Origin of the sequence: Coprococcus comes ATCC 27758 (genome assembly GCF_025149785.1) — a bacterium.
Taxonomy (GTDB): Bacteria; Bacillota; Clostridia; order Lachnospirales; family Lachnospiraceae; genus Allocoprococcus; species Allocoprococcus comes.
Genome location: NZ_CP102277.1, coordinates 2,796,424 through 2,816,649, shown reverse-complemented (window position 1 = coordinate 2,816,649; position 20,226 = coordinate 2,796,424). Strand labels below are relative to the sequence as shown.

The 20,226-nt window shown below is 42.6% G+C and carries 21 protein-coding genes and 1 pseudogene; 19 read left to right on the top strand and 3 right to left on the bottom strand.

The annotated features are described in order from the left end of the window. The first annotated feature begins 1 nt into the window (after position 1). The 6 genes from NQ556_RS13895 to NQ556_RS13870 all read left to right on the top strand — a co-directional run bounded on the left by NQ556_RS13895 (position 2) and on the right by NQ556_RS13870 (position 2,320). A complete protein-coding gene (locus NQ556_RS13895) occupies positions 2-376 on the top strand; it encodes a TnpV protein (protein WP_062808159.1) in 375 nt (124 codons plus the stop codon). A gap of 241 nt (positions 377-617) precedes the next feature. After that, positions 618-1,034, top strand: coding sequence for a YjdF family protein (locus NQ556_RS13890; protein WP_008373558.1), 417 nt, complete (start codon positions 618-620; stop codon positions 1,032-1,034). Positions 1,035-1,081: 47 nt separating this feature from the next. Continuing rightward, positions 1,082-1,279, top strand: a complete 198-nt coding sequence (locus NQ556_RS13885) for a zinc ribbon domain-containing protein (protein ID WP_008373560.1) — start codon at positions 1,082-1,084, stop codon at positions 1,277-1,279. Between the two features lie 58 nt (positions 1,280-1,337). After that, entirely contained in the window at positions 1,338-1,670 is a 333-nt protein-coding gene (locus NQ556_RS13880) for a DUF3784 domain-containing protein (protein WP_008373562.1), read from the top strand. A gap of 41 nt (positions 1,671-1,711) precedes the next feature. Further along, positions 1,712-2,032 (top strand): DUF3784 domain-containing protein, encoded by a 321-nt coding sequence (locus NQ556_RS13875; RefSeq protein ID WP_008373564.1) that lies wholly within the window; start codon positions 1,712-1,714, stop codon positions 2,030-2,032. Between the two features lie 150 nt (positions 2,033-2,182). Further along, entirely contained in the window at positions 2,183-2,320 is a 138-nt protein-coding gene (locus tag NQ556_RS13870) for a helix-turn-helix domain-containing protein (protein WP_008373566.1), read from the top strand. A 704-nt stretch (positions 2,321-3,024) separates the two neighbouring features. On the opposite strand, the gene NQ556_RS13865 is transcribed toward NQ556_RS13870, so the two are convergent. Beyond that, entirely contained in the window at positions 3,025-4,089 is a 1,065-nt protein-coding gene (locus tag NQ556_RS13865; protein WP_118140213.1) for a M28 family metallopeptidase, read from the bottom strand. 4 nt (positions 4,090-4,093) lie between these two features. Next, positions 4,094-4,918 (bottom strand): helix-turn-helix domain-containing protein, encoded by an 825-nt coding sequence (locus tag NQ556_RS13860; RefSeq protein WP_008373574.1) that lies wholly within the window; start codon positions 4,916-4,918, stop codon positions 4,094-4,096. A 338-nt stretch (positions 4,919-5,256) separates the two neighbouring features. Here NQ556_RS13860 and NQ556_RS13855 point away from each other — a divergent pair, with 338 nt between their 5' ends. The 6 genes and pseudogenes from NQ556_RS13855 (at position 5,257) to NQ556_RS13830 (ending at position 10,164) form a co-directional block, all read left to right on the top strand. Next, positions 5,257-5,670: a cysteine-rich VLP domain-containing protein gene (locus NQ556_RS13855; RefSeq protein WP_008373577.1), complete on the top strand. Its 414-nt coding sequence runs from the start codon at positions 5,257-5,259 to the stop codon at positions 5,668-5,670. A gap of 111 nt (positions 5,671-5,781) precedes the next feature. After that, positions 5,782-6,178 (top strand): annotated as a pseudogene (locus NQ556_RS13850) (replication initiator protein A). A gap of 183 nt (positions 6,179-6,361) precedes the next feature. Continuing rightward, the gene (gene mobV / locus NQ556_RS13845) at positions 6,362-7,306 is read left to right on the top strand and encodes a MobV family relaxase (protein ID WP_008373581.1); all 945 of its coding nucleotides are present in this window, start codon (positions 6,362-6,364) and stop codon (positions 7,304-7,306) included. A gap of 72 nt (positions 7,307-7,378) precedes the next feature. Next, positions 7,379-7,573 carry a hypothetical protein gene (locus NQ556_RS13840; RefSeq protein ID WP_002334813.1) on the top strand — a complete coding sequence of 65 codons (195 nt, stop codon included), beginning with the start codon at positions 7,379-7,381 and terminating at the stop codon, positions 7,571-7,573. A 145-nt stretch (positions 7,574-7,718) separates the two neighbouring features. Further along, the gene (locus NQ556_RS13835) at positions 7,719-9,296 is read left to right on the top strand and encodes a recombinase family protein (RefSeq protein WP_008373603.1); all 1,578 of its coding nucleotides are present in this window, start codon (positions 7,719-7,721) and stop codon (positions 9,294-9,296) included. Positions 9,297-9,423: 127 nt separating this feature from the next. Beyond that, positions 9,424-10,164 carry a putative signal transducing protein gene (locus NQ556_RS13830; protein WP_243426651.1) on the top strand — a complete coding sequence of 247 codons (741 nt, stop codon included), beginning with the start codon at positions 9,424-9,426 and terminating at the stop codon, positions 10,162-10,164. 776 nt (positions 10,165-10,940) lie between these two features. On the opposite strand, the gene NQ556_RS13825 is transcribed toward NQ556_RS13830, so the two are convergent. Next, positions 10,941-12,563, bottom strand: a complete 1,623-nt coding sequence (locus NQ556_RS13825) for a PucR family transcriptional regulator (protein ID WP_022219993.1) — start codon at positions 12,561-12,563, stop codon at positions 10,941-10,943. A 216-nt stretch (positions 12,564-12,779) separates the two neighbouring features. Here NQ556_RS13825 and NQ556_RS13820 point away from each other — a divergent pair, with 216 nt between their 5' ends. From NQ556_RS13820 to NQ556_RS13790, 7 genes are all read left to right on the top strand, one after another. Then, positions 12,780-13,490 (top strand): DUF5058 family protein, encoded by a 711-nt coding sequence (locus NQ556_RS13820; RefSeq protein WP_022219994.1) that lies wholly within the window; start codon positions 12,780-12,782, stop codon positions 13,488-13,490. Between the two features lie 12 nt (positions 13,491-13,502). Next, a complete protein-coding gene (locus tag NQ556_RS13815; protein ID WP_022219995.1) occupies positions 13,503-14,171 on the top strand; it encodes a hypothetical protein in 669 nt (222 codons plus the stop codon). A gap of 56 nt (positions 14,172-14,227) precedes the next feature. Further along, a complete protein-coding gene (locus NQ556_RS13810) occupies positions 14,228-15,403 on the top strand; it encodes a M20 metallopeptidase family protein (RefSeq protein WP_044999150.1) in 1,176 nt (391 codons plus the stop codon). Positions 15,404-15,434: 31 nt separating this feature from the next. Continuing rightward, the gene (yajC, locus tag NQ556_RS13805) at positions 15,435-15,701 is read left to right on the top strand and encodes a preprotein translocase subunit YajC (RefSeq protein WP_008373617.1); all 267 of its coding nucleotides are present in this window, start codon (positions 15,435-15,437) and stop codon (positions 15,699-15,701) included. 252 nt (positions 15,702-15,953) lie between these two features. Beyond that, positions 15,954-18,065 carry an efflux RND transporter permease subunit gene (locus NQ556_RS13800; RefSeq protein WP_008373618.1) on the top strand — a complete coding sequence of 704 codons (2,112 nt, stop codon included), beginning with the start codon at positions 15,954-15,956 and terminating at the stop codon, positions 18,063-18,065. Between the two features lie 232 nt (positions 18,066-18,297). Beyond that, positions 18,298-19,425, top strand: a complete 1,128-nt coding sequence (locus NQ556_RS13795) for a coiled-coil domain-containing protein (protein ID WP_008373621.1) — start codon at positions 18,298-18,300, stop codon at positions 19,423-19,425. A gap of 404 nt (positions 19,426-19,829) precedes the next feature. Further along, the gene (locus NQ556_RS13790; protein WP_204576100.1) at positions 19,830-20,225 is read left to right on the top strand and encodes a hypothetical protein; all 396 of its coding nucleotides are present in this window, start codon (positions 19,830-19,832) and stop codon (positions 20,223-20,225) included. Position 20,226 lies beyond the last annotated feature (1 nt).

Genomic DNA, 20,226 nt, shown 5'->3' with positions numbered 1-20,226 from the left:
TATGAAAAAACAAATTTATGATGAAAAAAATGGAATGAGCTATACGTTGCATGGAGATTACTATTTGCCGGATCTGGTTTTAAGAGAAGAAGAACCGATATATGGAAAATATGGAATGTTACGAAAGCAGTTCTTAAAAGAACACAGATCAGCAGGGTATCAGTATTTGTTATTGACTGGAAAGCTGAATGAACATCTGAATCAGATTGATCAGGAAGCTAGAGAACAGGTGGAAACGCTTATGGAACAGATGACAGAAAAACAGGGTGTAACTGAAGAATTAAAGGCACAGGATCAGATGGAGTGGGTCAGGCTGATGAATAATATAAAAGCTAGTGCAGAAGAAATTGTATTGAAAAACATGATATATGTGTGATTGCGAGGGGGATAAGATCGCTTTTTTACATTTTTGTATATTAGAATAGAACTTTAGAAAGCACTATGGTAAAATAAAGTGAAGGTAAATTGAAAGTTATCAAAACAAAGATAAAAACGCAACGTGCATCTTTGATGTGCCAGAGCCGGTAGGTAGCCCGGCCGTCCTATATAAATAGGGTAAGTAACCTGCCCCTCCGGGTTGTCCATTCTTTGTTCAATAAATTTTAGGAGGGATTTTTATGGACAAAGTAAATGGAAGATTGACGGTATATTTTGAAGAACCATTTGGGGTAGGCATATTTGAGCATATTGAAGATGGTAAATTATCTGTGGCAAAGGTAACATTTGGCGTAGAACCAAAAGATTATGAAGTGCAGGAATATATTCAAAAATACTATTTCGGTTTGAAATTCAGTCCGGCTGTTGAAGCTATTGTAAAGGATATAAAAAGAAATCCGAAACGGATGCAGCGTTCAGCAAAAAAGCAGATGCTGGAAACTGGCATTGGCACAAAATCGCAACAGGCGTTGAAATTACAACAGGAACAGAACAAACAGGAGCGTAAAGAAAAAAAACGAAAGAAAAAAGAGGCGGAAGAACAGCGAATGTTTGAACTAAAACAGCGAAAGAAAAGAGAAAAGCATAAGGGACATTAAAAGTCCTTTGGGCTTTTTCTCAAATTCGGGATTTGGAGGTATAAACAATGAGGAAATGTGAAAAGTGTGGAGCAAGTATGAAATTAGATTTAAGACTTAAAGTTAATGGCGGTGGCTATGGGATGGTTGTTCGTGTAGATGAAAAACAAAAGGCGACAACTATAGATGATGTTAGAGTTGCAGTCTGCCCAGAATGTGGTTATACAGAAATGTATTTAGAGGATTTAACGAAATTGAAATCTTAAAAGACAACTTTCAGATTTTTAGAATTAAGAAAAACGGAATTTAGGGAGGGGTCTATAATTGAAATTAGCAGATTTAGCAACAGGTTCTGATTGGATAGTGTGGATTGTCTTTGTAATATTTGCTGTACTTTCTATAGTTTTACTTTCTGGACACGGAAGCTGGTTTATTTCTGGATATAATACAGCTTCAAAAGAAGAAAAGAAAAAATATGATGAAAAGAAGTTATGCAGGACAATGGGAGTTGGAATGTCTATTATAGCAATTCTTGCATTAATTATGGGCTTGCTTGAAAATATTTTGCCTGCATTTTTTGTATATATTGCATTGGGAATCATTGTAGTTGATGTCGTGGTTATTATCATTTTAGAAAACACACTATGCAAAAAGTAATAACTTCTGGTTTGAGGAATTGACTGAAAGGAAGGCATTATATGTTCTATATTTATATTATTTTTGACTTTGCAATGGCAGTGATTATGCTTTTATTTGGAATATGGTTTTATAGGTCAAAAGGACAAGCATCCAAATTCTTGTCTGGTTATAATATGAAATCAGCAGAAGAACGAAAAAAATATGATGAAAATGCTATGTGTAAGGCATATGGGAAGAGAATGATGTTTATGTCAATTCCTTTTATTGCTGGAATGATTATAGATATTTGGCATATAGGAATCGGTTGTTTAATTGCATGGGTGATATGGTTTGTTATGTTTATTCTGCTGCTTATGGATAGACATAAAAGAGAAGGTTAATTTATAGAGGAATGGAATGCTTTTGGGGTGAAAATACCGTTTATTTGTTTTAGACATACGATGTCCGGTTGAAAATTAGCGGATTCTCATTTTATGTCGTGGTAATTTTGAAACATATTGGTAAGCTGTAAGTGGAAGAGAGGTAGAGACATGGACACAAAAAAGATTGGAGCTTTTTTAAAGCAATGTCGTAAAGAAAAGAATCTTACACAAGAGCAGCTTGCTGAAAAGTTTGGAGTATCTGCAAGAACAGTTTCCAGATGGGAAACAGGGGGTTCACTTAGATAAAGATACCACACCATTCCCACGCTGACTTTTGCTCAACCGATACAGCCGGAGGGCTGGATAACAAGAAAAGGCGGTATGCGCCCCGTGGAGGGGTAGCGTACCGCCTTTTCTTGTGGGGGTTTCCAAAGGGGGCAACGCCCCCATTTGGCACACGACTTTGCGAAGCAAAGTGTAGTGTGTTATACGCTCTGTCGGCGTTGCCGTGAAAATGCCGTTGCCGCCGGGGAGGGCAAGGGCATTTGAAGCGGCAGGAAAACAGGGTTGTGCTTGTGTGGCGTGGAGCCGCAAGCGCAGGTCTGTTTTCATCAGCAGACAGGGCGTATATGAAAGCCCCCGTCCCTCGTCCTACGCTCCGACTTGTGGACAAAATGTCCCGAAGTTGTGGCCACACTCCCGGAAAATCAGCAAGACAACGGGCAACCGTCAAGGCTGAAATGAACGGATTTACACCCGGCCTTGACCGCCACCCGCCGTCCCGCTGAATGAGTGGACAAGGCGGCCAATCCCGCAAAGTGCTTGGCCGCTCTCTTTCTGATTTTGGAGCGTTTTTCTCTAAAAATTGAAATGGGCGGGAAGCCATTTTAGGGCTTTCCCGCCTTGATTGCCTATCAGCAAAGACAGACGGGACTGTCAACGGCGGTGCATGAAATGCGCCGTTCATCTTGACCGTTGACTGGCTCGGATGTCTTTGCTATCCATTTGTGTTATTGCTCCCAGTTGTTTTCTTGAAGTAAAGAATATAATAATGTTGAATAGCTGCTGAGTGTATTTTGGACACGTCCGCTATATTCATTTTCAATAAAATCCAAATCATCCATATCTGTATGCATTATCAATCCATTCTTTTCTGTTTCGACAGGAGAACCATTTTCCCAGTTGTTTGCTTCAAAATATATGTACGGAATTCCTATGTCATTAAACGGTGCGTGGTCGCTTCTTTTTTGACCTGTAGGATAGGGATAATCGTTATTTCCGTCTGGTGGTAATTGTATGTTCAAGCCAATTTCCTTAACAATTTCGTAGGCTTTAAATACTGCTTCGGTATTATCAACAGTGCCGTTATCATTCACCTTACCGCCATACAAATAAAGATAATCCCCAGCGAGGACAGTATCAATGTTTATCATCAATATAATATTTTCTCTTTCCTTTTCGGAAAGTGATTCAACGTATGCCCTTGAGCCATACATTCCCGGTTCTTCTGAACCGAAAAATACATATTGAATAGTATAGTATGTTGGAGTGTTGACCATTCGCAGGGCATTTTCCAAAGCAACAGATACGCCGGAGCCATTGTCATCTACACCATGTGTTCCAGCACTATCATAATGTGCGCCAACAATAATCGTTTTTTCGCTTTCTCCTTTTTTGGTTATCAAAATATTTTGACTTGAATTACTTTTTTCACCTCCATCGAATACATTTTGTATGGCTTCATCCATCATAGGCGTGGAATCATCTATTTCAAAAGACTCTATAGCTATGTCGCTTTCCGCATATCCACCATTTAAGAGGACGGACAAAATAAATACAGCCATTTCCGTTTCTTTTTCAGTGCCAGCAACGCGCCCCGGATAGTTTGATTGAATATGTTTTAAAAAATTATATGCGGGTATTCCATAATCATTTTGTTCGGGGGTTATCGAAATTTCTTGGGAAAGTGTTAGGTCTTTGGCTTCTTCAATCAGCTCTGTTTTTTTACTACCACACCCATATAAACCCGTACATAAAAAAGCACATACTAAAAAGCATGAAAGTATCTTTTTCATAAAATCAATCTCCTTTTTTCTCATCACTATCTTTTGACATTTGCGTCATCATTTTCTTCGCCAGCTGCTGGAATAGGTCGGCAGTTTCTTCGTCCATCGGCGCAAGCTGTCCGATCTGTCCGGTTATCATTGCTGTTACATCGTCAATGGAAAGCGGGTTTTGCTTCTGCTCCGACAGTGCGTCCCGCATGGCTTGGAACATAGCGGCGGTCACAGCTTCCCCCGGCTGTTCTCCGTTATCAATGTCTTTCTTAATGTCCCGCAGGGTAGCAAGGAACACATTTTTGATTTTCTCAATCTCTGCTTCATGTTCCCCCATCTTCTGGGCGTTCAAAAATTGTAAATCCTGCTTTGCTTCCGCCCGGTGTTCCGGGTGTTCTTTCATCAAGTCGGACAGGGAAGCCGTTGCCATCTCGATAAGCTGGTTACGTGCCATTATCCCCTTTGCCGCCGTGTCCTGAAAATAAATCCGTATCAAATCTATCAGCTTGGGAAAATTCCTGTGTTCCAGTAAGCGATTGAGTATTTGCACATCAACAGCACCCGTCACAAGCCCCCTCACGGCTCCCTCTGACAAACCTAATTCAGAAATATCGTAACTTTTACGGACGCTCACGGTGGACAAGCCCAGTATATAGTCTGTCGATACCTTAAATTCCTTTGCCACTCCTATGAGAATATCACTGCTGACCGTTCTCGTTTCGCCGCTGACAATGCGGCTCAACTGGGAAGCGGAAACGCCTATCTTCTCTGCAAGTTCCTTTTGTGTGATATGGTTCCCGTTGCATAAATCGGAAATCCGCTGTCCGGGTGTTCCGGGTAAAGCCATAGATACGCACCTCCTCCACACACTTCCATTATACAGAATGATTGCAAAAATGCAATTTCCAAAGTGTAAACTTCATCAAAATGCAATTCTCGCAAAATTCCGGGGATTGCATTTTTTTCGTGTAGACTTAGGGTAGTTCATCGATGGACAGCACCTTGAAAACAGAATGACCGTCCGAAAAGGGATACCCCGGCTGGAGAAACACCGCAAGGAGCCGGACTTCGGGACAAAATGTCCCGAAGTTGCGGGGAGCGTGCCAACGCCGGAATACGCCGCAGGAATGGGGCAGGAAACCTTTTCGGGGAGAACGGCAACGGAAAGCAAAATGGAGGGAACGCATGAGAGATAACCCCTATAAAGACTTGCCGCCGCTGGAACGCAGGCCGGACGGTTCCCTTTACCGCATGACACCGGCGCAGAGGAAACAGGCGGCCAGCCTGATACGCCGGGAGTGCTGTTGCTGTGAGGACGGCAACTGCATTGCCCTTGACGATGGGGACACCTGCACCTGCCCGCAGACGGTTTCTTTCTCGGTCTGCTGTAAGTGGTTCCGCTGGGCGGTTTTGCCGCTGGACGGAACGCTGGAAGCGGAGATTTTCCGGGATAAGGACTTGAAACGCTGTGCGGTCTGCGGCGGCGTGTTCGTCCCCAAATCCAACCGGGCAAAATACTGCCCCGGCTGTGCCGCCAGAGTTCACAGGCGGCAGAAAACAGAAAGTGAACGGAAAAGGAGGTCTGCTGTGGACAGTTAGGAGCGAAAAAAGCCTTGATTTATCAGGTTTTGCGAGCCCCAAACCGGGGCGGGTGGTATAAAGTATCGCCCACCCCGGAAAACGGGCTTCTAACCGTCCACAAAACGCACTATGACAAATACCATCTATATCCATCAGCCGGAAAAGGCGTTCAGCTTCACCCGGCTCCCGAATTTTCTCTTTGCCCCCCCCCACATTCAAGCCCCTGTCCAACGAGGCAAAGGTTCTGTACGCCTTTATCCTGCGCCGGACAGAGTTATCCCGCAAGAATGGGTGGGCGGATGACTGCGGACGGATTTTCCTGTATTACCCTATCTGTGAGGTGGTTGACCTGCTCCACTGTGGGCGGCAGAAAGCGGTGAACACCCTGCGGGAACTGCAATACGCCGGACTGGTGGAGATCCAGAAGCAGGGCTGTGGAAAACCCAACCGCATTTTCCCAAAATCCTATGAAGCGGTTCCAAACACCGACTTCAAGAAATCCCGTTCTGGTACGCCGGAGGACTGAAAACCGTACCTATGAAGTACGGAAACCGCCCCCTTGAAGTACGAAAACCGGACGGTATATAGAAATACAAAGATTAAAATGATTGATTTATATCCATTCCATTCCTATCGTATCAGAGATAATTCCGGCGGGATTTTCCCTGTGGAAAACTCCGGATAGGAAAGGAATGGGGAAAGGAGCAGAATGGCACAACACGCAATTTTGCGGTTTGAGAAGCACAAGGGCAACCCGGCAAGGCCGCTGGAAGCCCATCACGAAAGACAGAAAGAACAATACGCCAGCAACCCCGACATTGACACAAGCCGGAGTAAATACAACTTCCATATCGTCAAGCCGGAGGGACGCTATTACCACTTCATTCAGAGCCGTATCGAGCAGGCCGGATGCCGGACGAGGAAAGACAGCACACGGTTTGTCGATACACTGGTAACTGCCAGCCCGGAGTTTTTCAAGGGGAAATCCCCAAAGGAGATACAGGCGTTTTTCCAGAGGGCGGCGGCTTTCCTCATTGGCCGGGTAGGACGGGAAAATATCGTGTCGTCGGTGGTACACATGGACGAGAAAACGCCCCACCTGCATTTGACCTTTGTTCCGCTGACAAAGGACAACCGCCTGTGTGCAAAGGAGATTATCGGCAACCGGGCAAACCTGACGAAGTGGCAGGACGATTTTCACGCCTATATGGTAGAGAAATATCCCGACTTGGAGCGTGGGGAGAGTGCCAGCAAGACAGGCCGGAAGCATATCCCCACCCGGCTTTTCAAACAGGCGATTTCCCTCTCCAAACAGGCCAGAGCCATTGAAGCCGCCCTTGACGGCATTAACCCGCTGAACGCCGGAAAGAAAAAAGAGGAAGCCCTCTCCATGCTGAAAAAGTGGTTCCCGCAGATGGAGAACTTCTTCGGGCAACTGAAAAAGTACAAGGTCACAATCAATGACTTGTTGGCGGAGAATGAGAAGCTGGAAGCAAGGGCAAAGGCCAGTGAAAAAGGCAAGATGAAAGATACGATGGAACGAGCAAAGCTGAAAAGCGAACTGGACAATTTACAGCGGCTGGTTGACCGTATCCCGCCGGATATACTGGCGGAACTGAAACGGCAGCAGCGGCACACGGTAAAGGAAAGGTGATAGATATAAGCAGAAATTTTCGCCGCTCCTGTGCGGCATTGTACCTTGAAAACTGAATATGGAGGACACTGGATGGCAAAAAGCGAAAGCGATATTTTTACACCCCGGACAGGGCAGGTCATACAAGCAGAGAACGGCACGCAGTATTTTGTATGTGGGAACAACCGTATAAAAATCTCCGAACACTTCGCCGCAGGCGGAAAGCCCCTCGGTGATCTGATTGTAGATGTGGTGCGGCATACCGCAGAAAAAGCCGCTTCAACCTGATAGCCCATCATTGATAACACGCCCACGCTTATGATATAATTGCCATAGAGCAAAAGTATTGTAAGCGTGGGTTGTTTCTTTAGAAGGAGGATTTTTAACGGTGAAACAACCTTACAATACTACGATTTACAACACGGCGCTTTATATGAGATTAAGCCGGGACGATGAAAACTATGGTGACAGCGTAAGCATTGAAACACAGCGGACAATCCTGCAACAGTACGCAAAGGAACAGGGACTTCATGTAGTCGGTGAGTATGTGGACGATGGCTGGTCGGGGACGAACTTTGAACGCCCGGATTTTCAGCGCATGATGGACGATGTGGAAGCCGGAAAAGTAAACTGCATTGTCACGAAAGACCTTTCCCGTTTCGGGCGGGAACATGTGATGATGGACTACTATCTGGAATTTCTGTTCCCGGAAAAACGGGTGCGCTACATCGCCGTTGCGGAGAATGAGGACACAGAGAAAGGGCTTTCCGATTTTGTCCCGTTCAAAAACCTGTTCAATGAATGGTTTGCGAAAGATACGAGCCGCAAGGTAAAGGCCGCTTTCAAAGCGAAGTTTGCCACAGGACAGCGTATCGGTGCCTATGCTCCCATCGGGTACAGGAAACACCCGGAAATCAAAAACAAGCTGATAATCGACGAGGAAACCCGCTGGATAGTGGAGAAGATTTTTGACCTTGCCATTCATGGCAGAGGGGCGGCCAGTATCACAAGAATACTGATTATGGAAAAGGTTCCCACACCGGGATTTATCAATTTCCAGCGTGATGGGACTTTTGCAAACATCTATGCGGGTGCGCCGGAGGAAAAAAGCTACGCATGGACGATAGCCCAGGTCAAGAGCATTATGAAAGATGAAACCTATATCGGCCATACCATCCACTACCGGGAAACGAACATTTCCTTTAAGAACAAGCGGAGGGTACGCAAGCCCCAAAGTGAATGGGTGCGGGTGGAGAATACGCAGGAGCCGATTATCAGCGAACAGGTTTTCCGGCAGGTACAGGAGCAGATAGCAAACCGCCGCAGGAAGTGCAAGGATGGTACAACGCAGATTTTTTCCGGATTGGTAAAATGTGCGGATTGCGGCTGGTCGCTGTCCTATGGGGAGAACAGGCAGAACAGCAAGCCTTACGGCCATTATCATTGTAGCAAGTACGGACAGGGCACACGCCAATGCTCCATGCACTATATCCGCTATGATGTGCTTTACGCCTATGTCCTCTCCCGTCTGCAATACTGGTCGGGGCTGGTACAGCATGATGAAGAACGGCTCTTGAAGCGGCTGTTAAATGCCACTGATAAGGGACAGGCCGCCGCAAGAAAGAAGCAGGCCGCAGAACTGAAAAAGGCAGAGAAGCGGAAAGCCGAAGTCGATACCCTGTTTGCCCGGATGTATGAGGACTGGGCGGCGGGGCGTATCACGGAATACAACTTCTCTATGCTGTCCGGGAAGTATCAAAGCGAACAGGCTGAACTGGACGAAAAGATTGAGCGGCTTCAATCTGCTATCGCCACTGAAAGCCAGAACGCCGCAGACGCAGAAAAATGGATTGCCTTGATGAAAGAGTGCGTCAATCCAACGGAACTGACCGCCGAACTTTTGAATACGCTGATTGAAAAAATCGTTGTCCATGAAGCGGTCAAAGGTGAGGACGGAAGCCGGGAACAGGAGGTAGAAATCTTCTACCGCTTTATCGGCAAAATTGATTAAATGACATCAATATCTTTAACTATGTGATACCGGAATAAATATGCCAGATCTCAGTATACTTGTTCAACTTGCTGAGTATTACGATGTTGAGATGAGAGAGCTCCTGGATGGAGAAAGGAGCCAGACTATGAATAAAGAGATGAAAGAAACATTGGACAAAGTTGCGGTGTATGAAGAATGGGTGAAACAAAAAGCATTAAAGGCTGGAAATCTTGCATTTGCATCAATGTTTGTGATTAGTGTGTTAGCGATTATTATTCAGATGTTATTAACGGTGGATATTCGCTTGGTTTTAGGAGAGACAGCAACTGCTTTAGTAGGAGGAACCCTGTATGCCTCTATTATGGTGTATAATGGAATATGGGATAAATGTTTGCCAAAAAGTGCTACTATATGGAGAGATTTTCTCACCAGTGTGATATGTGCAGGAATTTTTACAGTCATCTATGGCATATGTTTATTTAAAATGGGAGCTACAGAAACACAGGTAACACGATTAGCATTGGGATTTCTGATTGGTATTACTATTGTGGCATTTATTGTTCTTAGGCTCTTGGCATTTATTAATCGAAAAAGAAACCAGAATTCGTCAAATGTTCAGGAGAAAAAGGAAACTTCTCTATCTAAGGCAGAATGGACAAAAATTTATAATGCACAGAATATAGTAGAGACAGAACAACTTGTAGAAATGTTAAAGCAAAATGGAATAGCAGCTTTTTCACAGGAAGCAGGTGCGAATGTTGCAATGCATGGGGCACCTGGATTTGGAATATATGGTGTGGATATATTCGTGAAAACCGATGATGCAAAGAAGGCAGTACAGCTGATTAAGGAGATTAATAACCAAGAGAATGAAGAAAATTTTTGACATTTTCACACATGCGTGCTAATATGATTATAGATAAAGAGTGCTACCGATAGACGGTTAGTCCGATATATGTTTTGACAAAAATTGCCGCTTAGTTTACCAGACCAGGGCGGCTATTTTTGTGGTTTATTATTATCCTTGCCAAATGTATATCCGATACTAAAGCAGGTTAAGCCGAAGCTCACTACTGCTATGAAGTCAACAATACTCATTGGCTTAGCCCTCCTTTCCAGTGGATTCCCTTTCGGGTTTCTATGTAATCAGAGGGTCACAGGTCTCCGTTTCACTTCGGTCGTTGCAAAACGAGTGCCACTGGCACTCTGCAACCCTCTGTTGAAGGACTAACCGCCTACCGTTATGGTAGCACCCATGTTTCGATTATAACAGTTAAAAATTACCGGTGCAATATAAAGTTGGTAGAGTAGCATCGGTTAGCTGTGGAAAAGAATTTTTTCGACCAGGGCTTCCGGTGCCAAAACGGTGCCAAGAAATCAGGCAAATCAAAATAGGTGGTGCAATTCAGCCGTTTTTCACTGTATTTTGGAGAGAAAACCATAAAAAATATGAGATAAAACGGGATTAAAGTATCGTGAAGGTGGACGTACTGTAGGATCAGGACGTGTTGCTACAATCATCGAGTAATATTTGTGATGGCATTGAGCCGTGCAAATAAGTAAATAATATCAGGGAAGAGTGTTTGCATTCTTCCCTGTATTTTTTTGCTTATTTATAGGGCGAAATCCCGCGATTGAATGAGTCAGTCGAAAAATCCCACGCTATATCTGATTTTTCTGAATCAAATAAATCTTAAGAGCAAGTTCTATTTCCGTATGTCTGGAGTTATCTCTCAAATCAATTTCAAGTAAATCACAAATTTTCTGAAACCGATATTTCACAGAATTATAATGTAAAAAAAGCTTTTCAGATGCCAGCTTTAAATTCCATCCACAGTTGATGATAGACTGTAGTGTTTCAATCAGGTTTGCATGATGCTGGTCATCGTATTGCTGCAGAGGCTTTACATATTTATCGCAGAATTCAATTGCCTCGTTATTGGATGAAATAGAAAATAATAAACGATAGATTCCAATCTGATCATAAAAGAACAGACGGTTAAATTGCTGAATCTGATAGATAGTTTGGATGACCTGCTTTGCCTGTTGGTAGCTGTTGTGAATATTGATAATGTCATCTACATACATTCCAACTCCCATTGAAATAGTAAAAGGAACGGCGTTCAACAGACTGTGCTGGATTTGACTGAATGTATCTGCAAGGGTTTTACGGGCGCTGACAGGCAGTTTTCCAGTGATCAGAAAGGCAATAAAGTCACTCTGTGAATAATAAATAGTGGAAGGGAATGCCTGCTTGATATACTTAATAGAAGTATCAAAAATCTGGTCTGTATATTTCTGAAGCTTTTCATTTGTTCCGGTATCCAGATTACGCAGATAATACTTTTTAATATTGTTTATATCGATGATCGCAACAAATCCGCCGCCGTCCAGATTCCAGCCGTATAAATGGGCACGTGTATTGATCTCTTCACGTGTTTTGACGTTGTTAAGCATTAGATCACCTACAAAAGAAGAGTAATATTTCTCTTCGATCATCCGGTTACTGATTCGGATCTGCATACGCAGGATAATTACGATACTGGCATATTCAATCGCTGTTTTGTAGATATTGGAGTCAGTATCCGGATATGTCCGGTCAGAACGGTCAGAAAGAAGCATAATATATCCAAATTTCTGCTCTTTATTGACAACGTCGATACACTGATATTTCTCTCGGTATTCATTTAAAATAATTTCATATGATAATCCCTTCAGATAAAGACTATCCTCGCTTACATTTTCAGAAAAATATACTTTGTGGAAAACAGTATCAACATAGGCAGTCGGTTCCTGGATCAGAGTACTCAGTGTCTGCAAAATTTGATGGATAGAGCGGTCATTTATTGCCAGTTCCAGGAAACTCTCGTGAATCTTGGAAGATTCTTTTAGCTGCTCCGCCTGTTTGGATATAATTCCGGACAGGGTTGGATTGATAATGTCGGCAAATGCGTAGATTGCCGGACAGTAGATCAGTGGCAAAGCTTTTTCATCACAAAGTTTTTTGGCATTTTCCGGAATAACCTTTATGTACCGGTCCGATTTGACAATTAGTGCACTGATATTTCTTGACAACAGCTTGCTGATGAAATCAAGAAAAGAATTAGGCGTCTTTTCCAGGGCATAGGTCGTTGTGATCACAACTTCATTTCCTTTTAACCACTGGAAGCCATCCGGAGTATCAACGACGGTTACTGTGGAGATTTCTCTGTGTACACCGAGATTTCCGGAAATAAGTTTTAATCCCTTAATAGTTGGCAGTTGTAATAGTTCTTCGACAGTCATTTTTAGTCTCCTTGTAATAAAATTGTATCTCAAATACAAAAACTGATAAAATAATTATATCACAAATACAAAAAAATGATGTCGAATATAAAAAAATCAAGATAAATTTGTACATGATATATATAGAAAGCAAAGTTATTAAGTTGTAAACTTATCATCAACAAGAGGAAACTGGATAACAAAAAAGGAACATGAAAGAAGAAAGGAAGAGAGTATATGGATTATGTAGAGATTTCTAATTCAATGATCGTGTATTTGCTTTGTGGTATTACTGTAGCAATTGCATTTGTCCAGGCTGTTCTTTATATCCGAATGGCAAAGAAAATGACAGTGAAAGCAAACATTCCGGCAACAGTGCCGAAGACAGCATTCAGAGTCGGTCTCATTTCCGCAATCGGACCTGCACTTGGTGTATTTATCGTAATGGTTGGTCTTATGACTTCGATCGGAGGTCCAATGGCATGGCAGAGACTTTCCATCATTGGTGCAGCACCGACAGAGCTTACTGCAGCAACGCTTGGTGCTGAAGCGGCAGGCGCAGAGCTTGGAGGAGCTGGATTTACACTGAAAGTTATGGCTGTCAGCTGGTTCGTAATGGCACTCAACGGAGCCGGATGGCTGGTTGTAACGGGCCTTTTTACACCTGCACTTGAAAACTTAAGAACAAAGATGAGCGGTGGCGATTCAAAATGGCTGGTTGTAATGAGTGGAGCCTGTTCACTTGGTATCTTCGGTTATCTGGATGTCAACGAAATTGGCAAAGGATGGGGAAATGCAGCAGCCGTTGCCGGTGGTATTATCGGAATGGCAATCCTTGAAAAATTTGTAGCAAAGAAAGTTCCAAAAATCAGAGAGTACAATCTTGGTATTGCAATGATCATCGGAATGTTATTTGCAATCATCTATGATATGGCAGTTGGAGCATAGGAGGGTATGATTATGGAAAATAAAGAATTAATGTCAGAATGGAAAAAGAATAGTATTAGAATCGGTACTCCTACAAACCTGCTCGCAGCATTTACATCATTTATACCGGTTATCTGGCTGTGTATTACCTATAACTGCTGGCCGGATCCGAAAGTAGTACTTGCAGGATGGGGAATGGTTGCATTATCATTTGGTGCATTCTATGTTGTTGAACCAATTTCTTACTATGCAGCTCTTGGACTTACTGGTACATACTTAAGTTTCCTTTCAGGAAATATCGGTAACATGCGAGTTCCATGTGCAACAATGGCTCTTGAAACGACGGAGAGTGAACCAGGAACGCTTCAGGCAGAGGTGGCTTCTACAATGGCAATCTGTGGTTCTATTATTACAAACCTGATTGCTACAACAGCAGCTGTTTTAGTAGGATCAGCAGTTGTATCCGTACTTCCAGATGTTATTGTATCCGCTCTTACAAAATATGCAGCAGGTGCAATTTTTGGAGGAACTTTTGGAACCTATGCATTGAAATATCCTAAAGTTGCCATCTTTGGCATGGGACTTCCGCTTATCCTTAAATTTACGATTGCTCCTCCGGCATGGGTACTTATCGTTGTGTCTGTATTCGGAAGCCTTGGATTTGCAAGACTGTTATATGTAAAAGAAAAGAAAACTGCTTAGCGGGAAATGAATAAAAAGCAAAAGATTCATAGAGAAAAGAGGGAATAAGCATGAGTATGTGGAAAGAATGTGAAGGTTTACAGGAAGAACTCGTAAAAATGCGAAGAGAACTGCATCAGATTCCGGAATTCGGTCTTGATCTTCCGGAAACGCAGAAATATGTAACAGATAAACTGGATGAACTCGGAATTCCTTATAAATGTTCAGGAACAGACAGTAGTATCATTGCAGAGATCAAGGGCGGGCAGCCAGGTAAGACGGTTGCACTCCGTGCAGATATGGATGCACTTAAGATTACGGAGGCAAATGATGTCGATTATAAGTCCAAACATGAAGGTCTGATGCATGCCTGTGGACATGACAATCATATTACAATGCTTCTTGGAGCCGCAAAAGTTTTAAATGCACACAAAGCAGAGATTAAAGGAAATGTAAGGCTTTTGTTCCAGACAGCAGAAGAATTATCCAAAGGTGCAGAGATTATGATCAAAGATGGCGCAATGGATGGTGTAGACGCTGTATTTGGACAGCATATTGGAAGTATCATCAACAAAGATATTCCGGCAGGAAAGGTCATTATTACTCCTGGATGTTGTATGGCATCATTCGACAGATTTGTGATCCATGTAAAAGGAACTGGCTGTCATGGATCTACTCCGGAAAAAGGAACAGACCCGATTACAATGGCGTCTCATATTGTAATTAACCTGCAGGAAATCATTGCACGTGAAGTTTCCGCAGTAAAAGCTGCAGTTGTAACAATTGGTTATTTCCATGGTGGTGTTGCTTATAATGCAATTCCAAGCGAAGTAGAAATCGAAGGAACGATCCGGGCACTGGAAGAGCCAATAAGACAGTACCTTGCAAAACGAATTGAAGAGATTGCAAAGAGTACAGCGGCAACATTCAGAGGAACAGCAGAAGTTGAGATGGACTGGGGAGCACCTCCGGTAATCAATAACGATGAGATGGCAGCACTTGTAACTGAAGCCGCAAAAGAAGTTGTAGGTGAAGAGGATGTTGTAAGTAAAGTTCCGGCACCAAATATGGCAGGAGAGGATTTTGCATACTACTTACAGAAAGCACCCGGAGCATTTTTCTTCCTTAGTTCTTCTAATCCGGTAAAGCATACGGATGTTCCTCATCATAATCCACACTTTAATGTAGATGAAGACGTGCTCTACAAAGGATCAGCAATGTTTGTAAAGATTGTAGAAGCTTATCTGAAGTAGTATAATAAAGCAAAAAAGGCAGGATAAGAGTATGAATGCACAGATGATGATTTTATTGTATGCGGTACTATTGTTTGTAGTGATCTATTTTATGATGGTAGTTCCGGGAAAGAAAAAGAATAAAAAAATGCAGGAACTCCATGATTCGATCAAGGTTGGAGATGAGGTTCTTACAATGGGAGGGATTATCGCAACAGTAAAAGAACGGGATGGTGAAATCCTTACAGTAGAGATTGATCCGGAAAAAGAAATCTGTATGAAAATTCTGGTCTATTCTGTATCTACGATTCGTAAATAAGAGCTAAGAGCAAAGGGTGTTTCTCTGTAATATACCAGAAAAACACCCTTTTTAGTATGTTTGTGTGCAAGAAAAACTGCCAGTAGCAGTTTTTTTGTAGTTTATAGTTTTTGGAAAATAGTAAAAAATTAACCATGCTAAAAATGACCAAAATTCATTTTTTAATTATGAAATTATTGTGACTATTTGATATTGACCATCAGTCATTTTTTTGTATAATATTCTATAGAATAAAAATGTAAAGACAGGGAGATGATTATTGTGGTCAAAGCGGGAAAATGGATAGCAAAACACAGATTTATAATTTTGTTACTGGGGATACTGCTTTTGATTCCGTCATTTATTGGAATGGCGAAGACAAGAATTAACTACGACTTGCTCAGTTACCTTCCGGAATCACTGGAAACAGTAGAAGGACAGGACGTTATGGTGGATGAATATGGTATGGGTGCATTCGCCATGGTTGTTGTAGAGGATACGGACATGAAAGATATCCAGAAGCTGGCAGATCAGTTTAATAAGGTTGATCATGTCGAAAAAGTATTATGGTATGGTGATGTGGCAGATCTTTCACTGCCGGTAGAGATGATTCCATCCGATTTGAGAAAAGCCTTCTACAACGGAGATGCGACACTGATGCTCGCATTATTTGACAATACGACTTCATCTGACGAAGCAATGAATGCAGTCGGTGAGATGCGTAAGATTGCCAGCAAACAGTGTTTTATTGCAGGTATGACAGGTGTTGTAGCCGATATCAAGAATGTAGCAATGAAAGAAGTCCCGATTTATGTTGTAATTGCGGCAATTCTTTCGTTTCTGGTGCTGGAAATTACCGGAGAATCCTTCCTGGTACCGATTTTTTTCCTGATTAGTATAGGTGCAGCGATTGTATATAATCTGGGAAGTAACATTTTCCTTGGCGAGATCTGTTACATTACAAAAGCGCTGACGGCGGTATTGCAGCTGGGTGTTACGATGGATTACTCCATTTTCCTGCTGAATAGCTACGAAGAGAACAAGCGCCGTTTCCCGGGAGATAAGAACCGTGCGATGGGACATGCGATTTCTAATACATTCAAATCCATTGTAGGAAGTTCTGTCACCACAGTAGCAGGATTTGTAGCTCTTTGTGTTATGACATTTGCACTTGGTCGTGATCTTGGTATTGTTATGGCAAAAGGTGTTATCATTGGAGTGCTTTGTTGTGTAACAATCCTTCCGGCAATGATTCTTATCTTTGATAAACCGATTGAAAAAACCAAGCATAAACCGCTGATCAAGAGCATGGATAAGGTTTCGGTATTTATCACCAAACATTACAAAGTATGGATCGTTGCTTTCCTGATCTTGCTTATTCCTGCTATTTATGGCAATAATCATACAAAAATTTATTATAATATTGCACAGTCACTTCCACAGTCACTTCCATCAAATGTGGCAAACAGTGAACTGAAGGATGACTTTGATATGAGTACAATGCATATAGTTATGGTAGATAAAGACATGGATGCCAAAGAGAAAAAGGCAATGATGAGTGAAATTGATGATGTCAAAGGTGTAAAATGGACACTTGGACTTAACTCTATCGTTGGATCTTCTATTCCGGAATCGATGATCCCGGATGATGTAAAGAGTATGCTTCAGGGTAAGGATACCGAGTTGATGTTTGTATGTACCAAGTATGAGTCTGCAACTCCGCAGGTCAACAAACAGATCAAACAGATTGATAAGATTGTAAAATCCTATGATAAGTCTGGAATGGTAATCGGTGAAGCACCACTGATGAAAGACCTGCAGGATGTAACAGATATCGATCTGACAAGGGTTAACGTTATTTCAATCGCAGCAATCTTTATTATCATTTTGCTTATATTTAAATCCATCTCGCTTCCGATCATTCTGGTTTCGGTTATCGAGTTTGCGATTACGATTAATATGGCGATTCCGTTCTATCAGGGCAAGAGTCTTCCGTTCGTTGCAAGTATCGTTATCGGAGCAATCCAGCTGGGAGCAACCGTTGATTATGCAATCCTTATGACGACCAGATATCAGAAAGAACGTATGAAAGGCAAAAGTAAGAAAGAATCTGTTGCGATTGCACACAGAATCAGTATGCCATCGATCATTACTAGTGGACTGAGCTTTTTTGCGGCAACATTTGGTGTGACTTGTTATACACAGGTTGATATGATCGGTTCTATCTGTGAACTTCTTTCAAGAGGAGCGATCATCAGTGTGATCGTAGTACTGACTGTCCTTCCGGCAATGTTCCTGATCTTTGATCCGGTCATCTGCAGAACAACTGCTGGATACAGAGTGAAAAAAGATAAAAGTAAAACAGTTGCAGAGCCGACAGCATAGGCTCTGCTGAAAAGGGAGCAGGCTTAACTGATTGAAATCAGCAAAAAGCCTGTTCCTTTTTGCTGTCATACACTTAGAAAAAAATGGCATCTGAAGAAGCTTTTTGTATGTTGAAAATGGGAAGAAATGGCTGTGTACAGACCTTTCCGGAAAATAGAAGGTTGTTCTTTTGATTAAAATAGTATATACTATCTTAGTGTTACCCCAAAACATTCAAGAAAGGATTACATTTATGAAAATGCAGAAAAAACGAATCGTACAGTGCGGACTTTCTCTGATCTGTGCATTCGGTATCGCGCTGTCGGGGATGTCGGTACATGCAGAAGAGGTGGACAGCCTCGAAGATAAGACCAGTAATCTACAGAGTCAGTTGGAAGGGATCAACCAGGATCTGGTTACGATCAGCAATGAAATCGCTGAGACAGAAGTGAAAATTGAAGAGTCTAATAATGAAGTATTCCGTTTGGAAGCATCGCTCCAGATTTCCCGTAATAACGAGGAAGTACAGTATGCAAACATGAAGACTCGAATTAAGTACATGTATGAAAATGGTTCGGACACACTGCTTTCTATGGTATGTGAAGCAAAAAGTATGGGAGAGTTCCTGAACCGTGTAGACTTTATCCAGAATATTACAAAGTACGATAAGGATATGCTGGAGAATATGGTGAAAGTACGTGAAGGTATTGAAGAGCAGGAGGCTGAACTGAAAAGCAGGCAGCAGGATCTGCTTGACCTGCAAAGCCAGCTGGACAGTGAACAGGCAGCGTTGCAGGCAAAAGCAGAAGAGACTTCGACAGACCTTGCCACGGTAAATGCACAGCTTGAGGCGGCACGTGCGGCACAGAAAAAGCAGGAGGAGGAAGCCCAGAGGAAAGCGGATGAGCAGCTGGCAAAAAAGGCGCAGGAAGAGACAAAGCAGGCGTCAGCTTCCACTGGAAGTAATACATCTGCGGGCAATAATTCCGGGAACAGCAGTTCAGCGGGGAATAACAGTTCTTCTGGCAATAATAATCCTTCCAACAACAATTCATCGAATAATACTAGTTCCGATTCTTCCAATTCCGGAAGCGGTGGCTATGTGATCCCATCAGGCGGTCTTACCCCGTCAAAGGGAAGGATCTGGTATAATGGACATACCGAGACTTACTATTCTCAGAAGGTACTTCCGGGAGGAGGGCTTGCGATTCCAGGACGCCATATAGCAAGTGATGGAACAATCAGGGATGCCGATGGTTACATTGTTTTGGCAAGTGATGATTACCCGAGAGGAACAGTTGTAGAGACGTCACTTGGTGCTGGAAAAGTATATGATACCGGAAGTGGATCCGGAAATATAGATCTGTATACAGATTGGTAAAAGAAAAGCGGGGCAGTAAAGGACAAACCTTTTACTGCCCCGCTTTTGAATTTAATGGGATATGTATTTTCAGTGAATCGAAAAGGCACATTTTGCTTTGTACTGGAGAAGTCCGGTTACTGTGCTTCGTAGGTTGCCTTAGCGTCACGTATCAGCTTGTCGAATTTATCTGCATCCCATGCAGCACGTCCTGTAAAGAGTCCATGCAGAAGAAACAGAAAGGTATTTACTCACCGGAAGGATGGGCTCACTACAAAGTTACAGGTGAAGCTGCACCGGAAGAATAAAAATGTTATAATTTGTTTATGGAATGAAGTCCTCTTGTGTGTTACAATACAAGAGGACTTTTGTTTTATAGAGAATAGTTGTCGAACGAAAGGGTGAAAACTATTAAAGAAAGAAAAGTGGAAGAGAAAATTACAGTTCGGATGACAGATACATACCTGTTTGACTTTACGTTATATCATACCTATTCGAAACTGACAGGTTTTCTGACAAATATTCTGGTAGCAGCGATTGCTTTTATGGGAATCATCATGCTGGTTATGGGAAAGATAAAACCCGTGCAGATTATTTTTTATCTGGTAGCAGCGGTTGTGACGAATTCGCTCCTGGTAGGGAATGAACTTGCAGCAGTAAGACATGTAGAACTGTATATGATCGGCGGGTATGTGTCCGTGATCTGTCCGGTTAAGGATGTATACAAGATCATTACGGATTCGCAGATCAGCAAAGAGTATATCCGAAAAGCAGAGCATGAACAGATTCCACTTGTGATAGCCGGAAATCGGGAGCAATAAT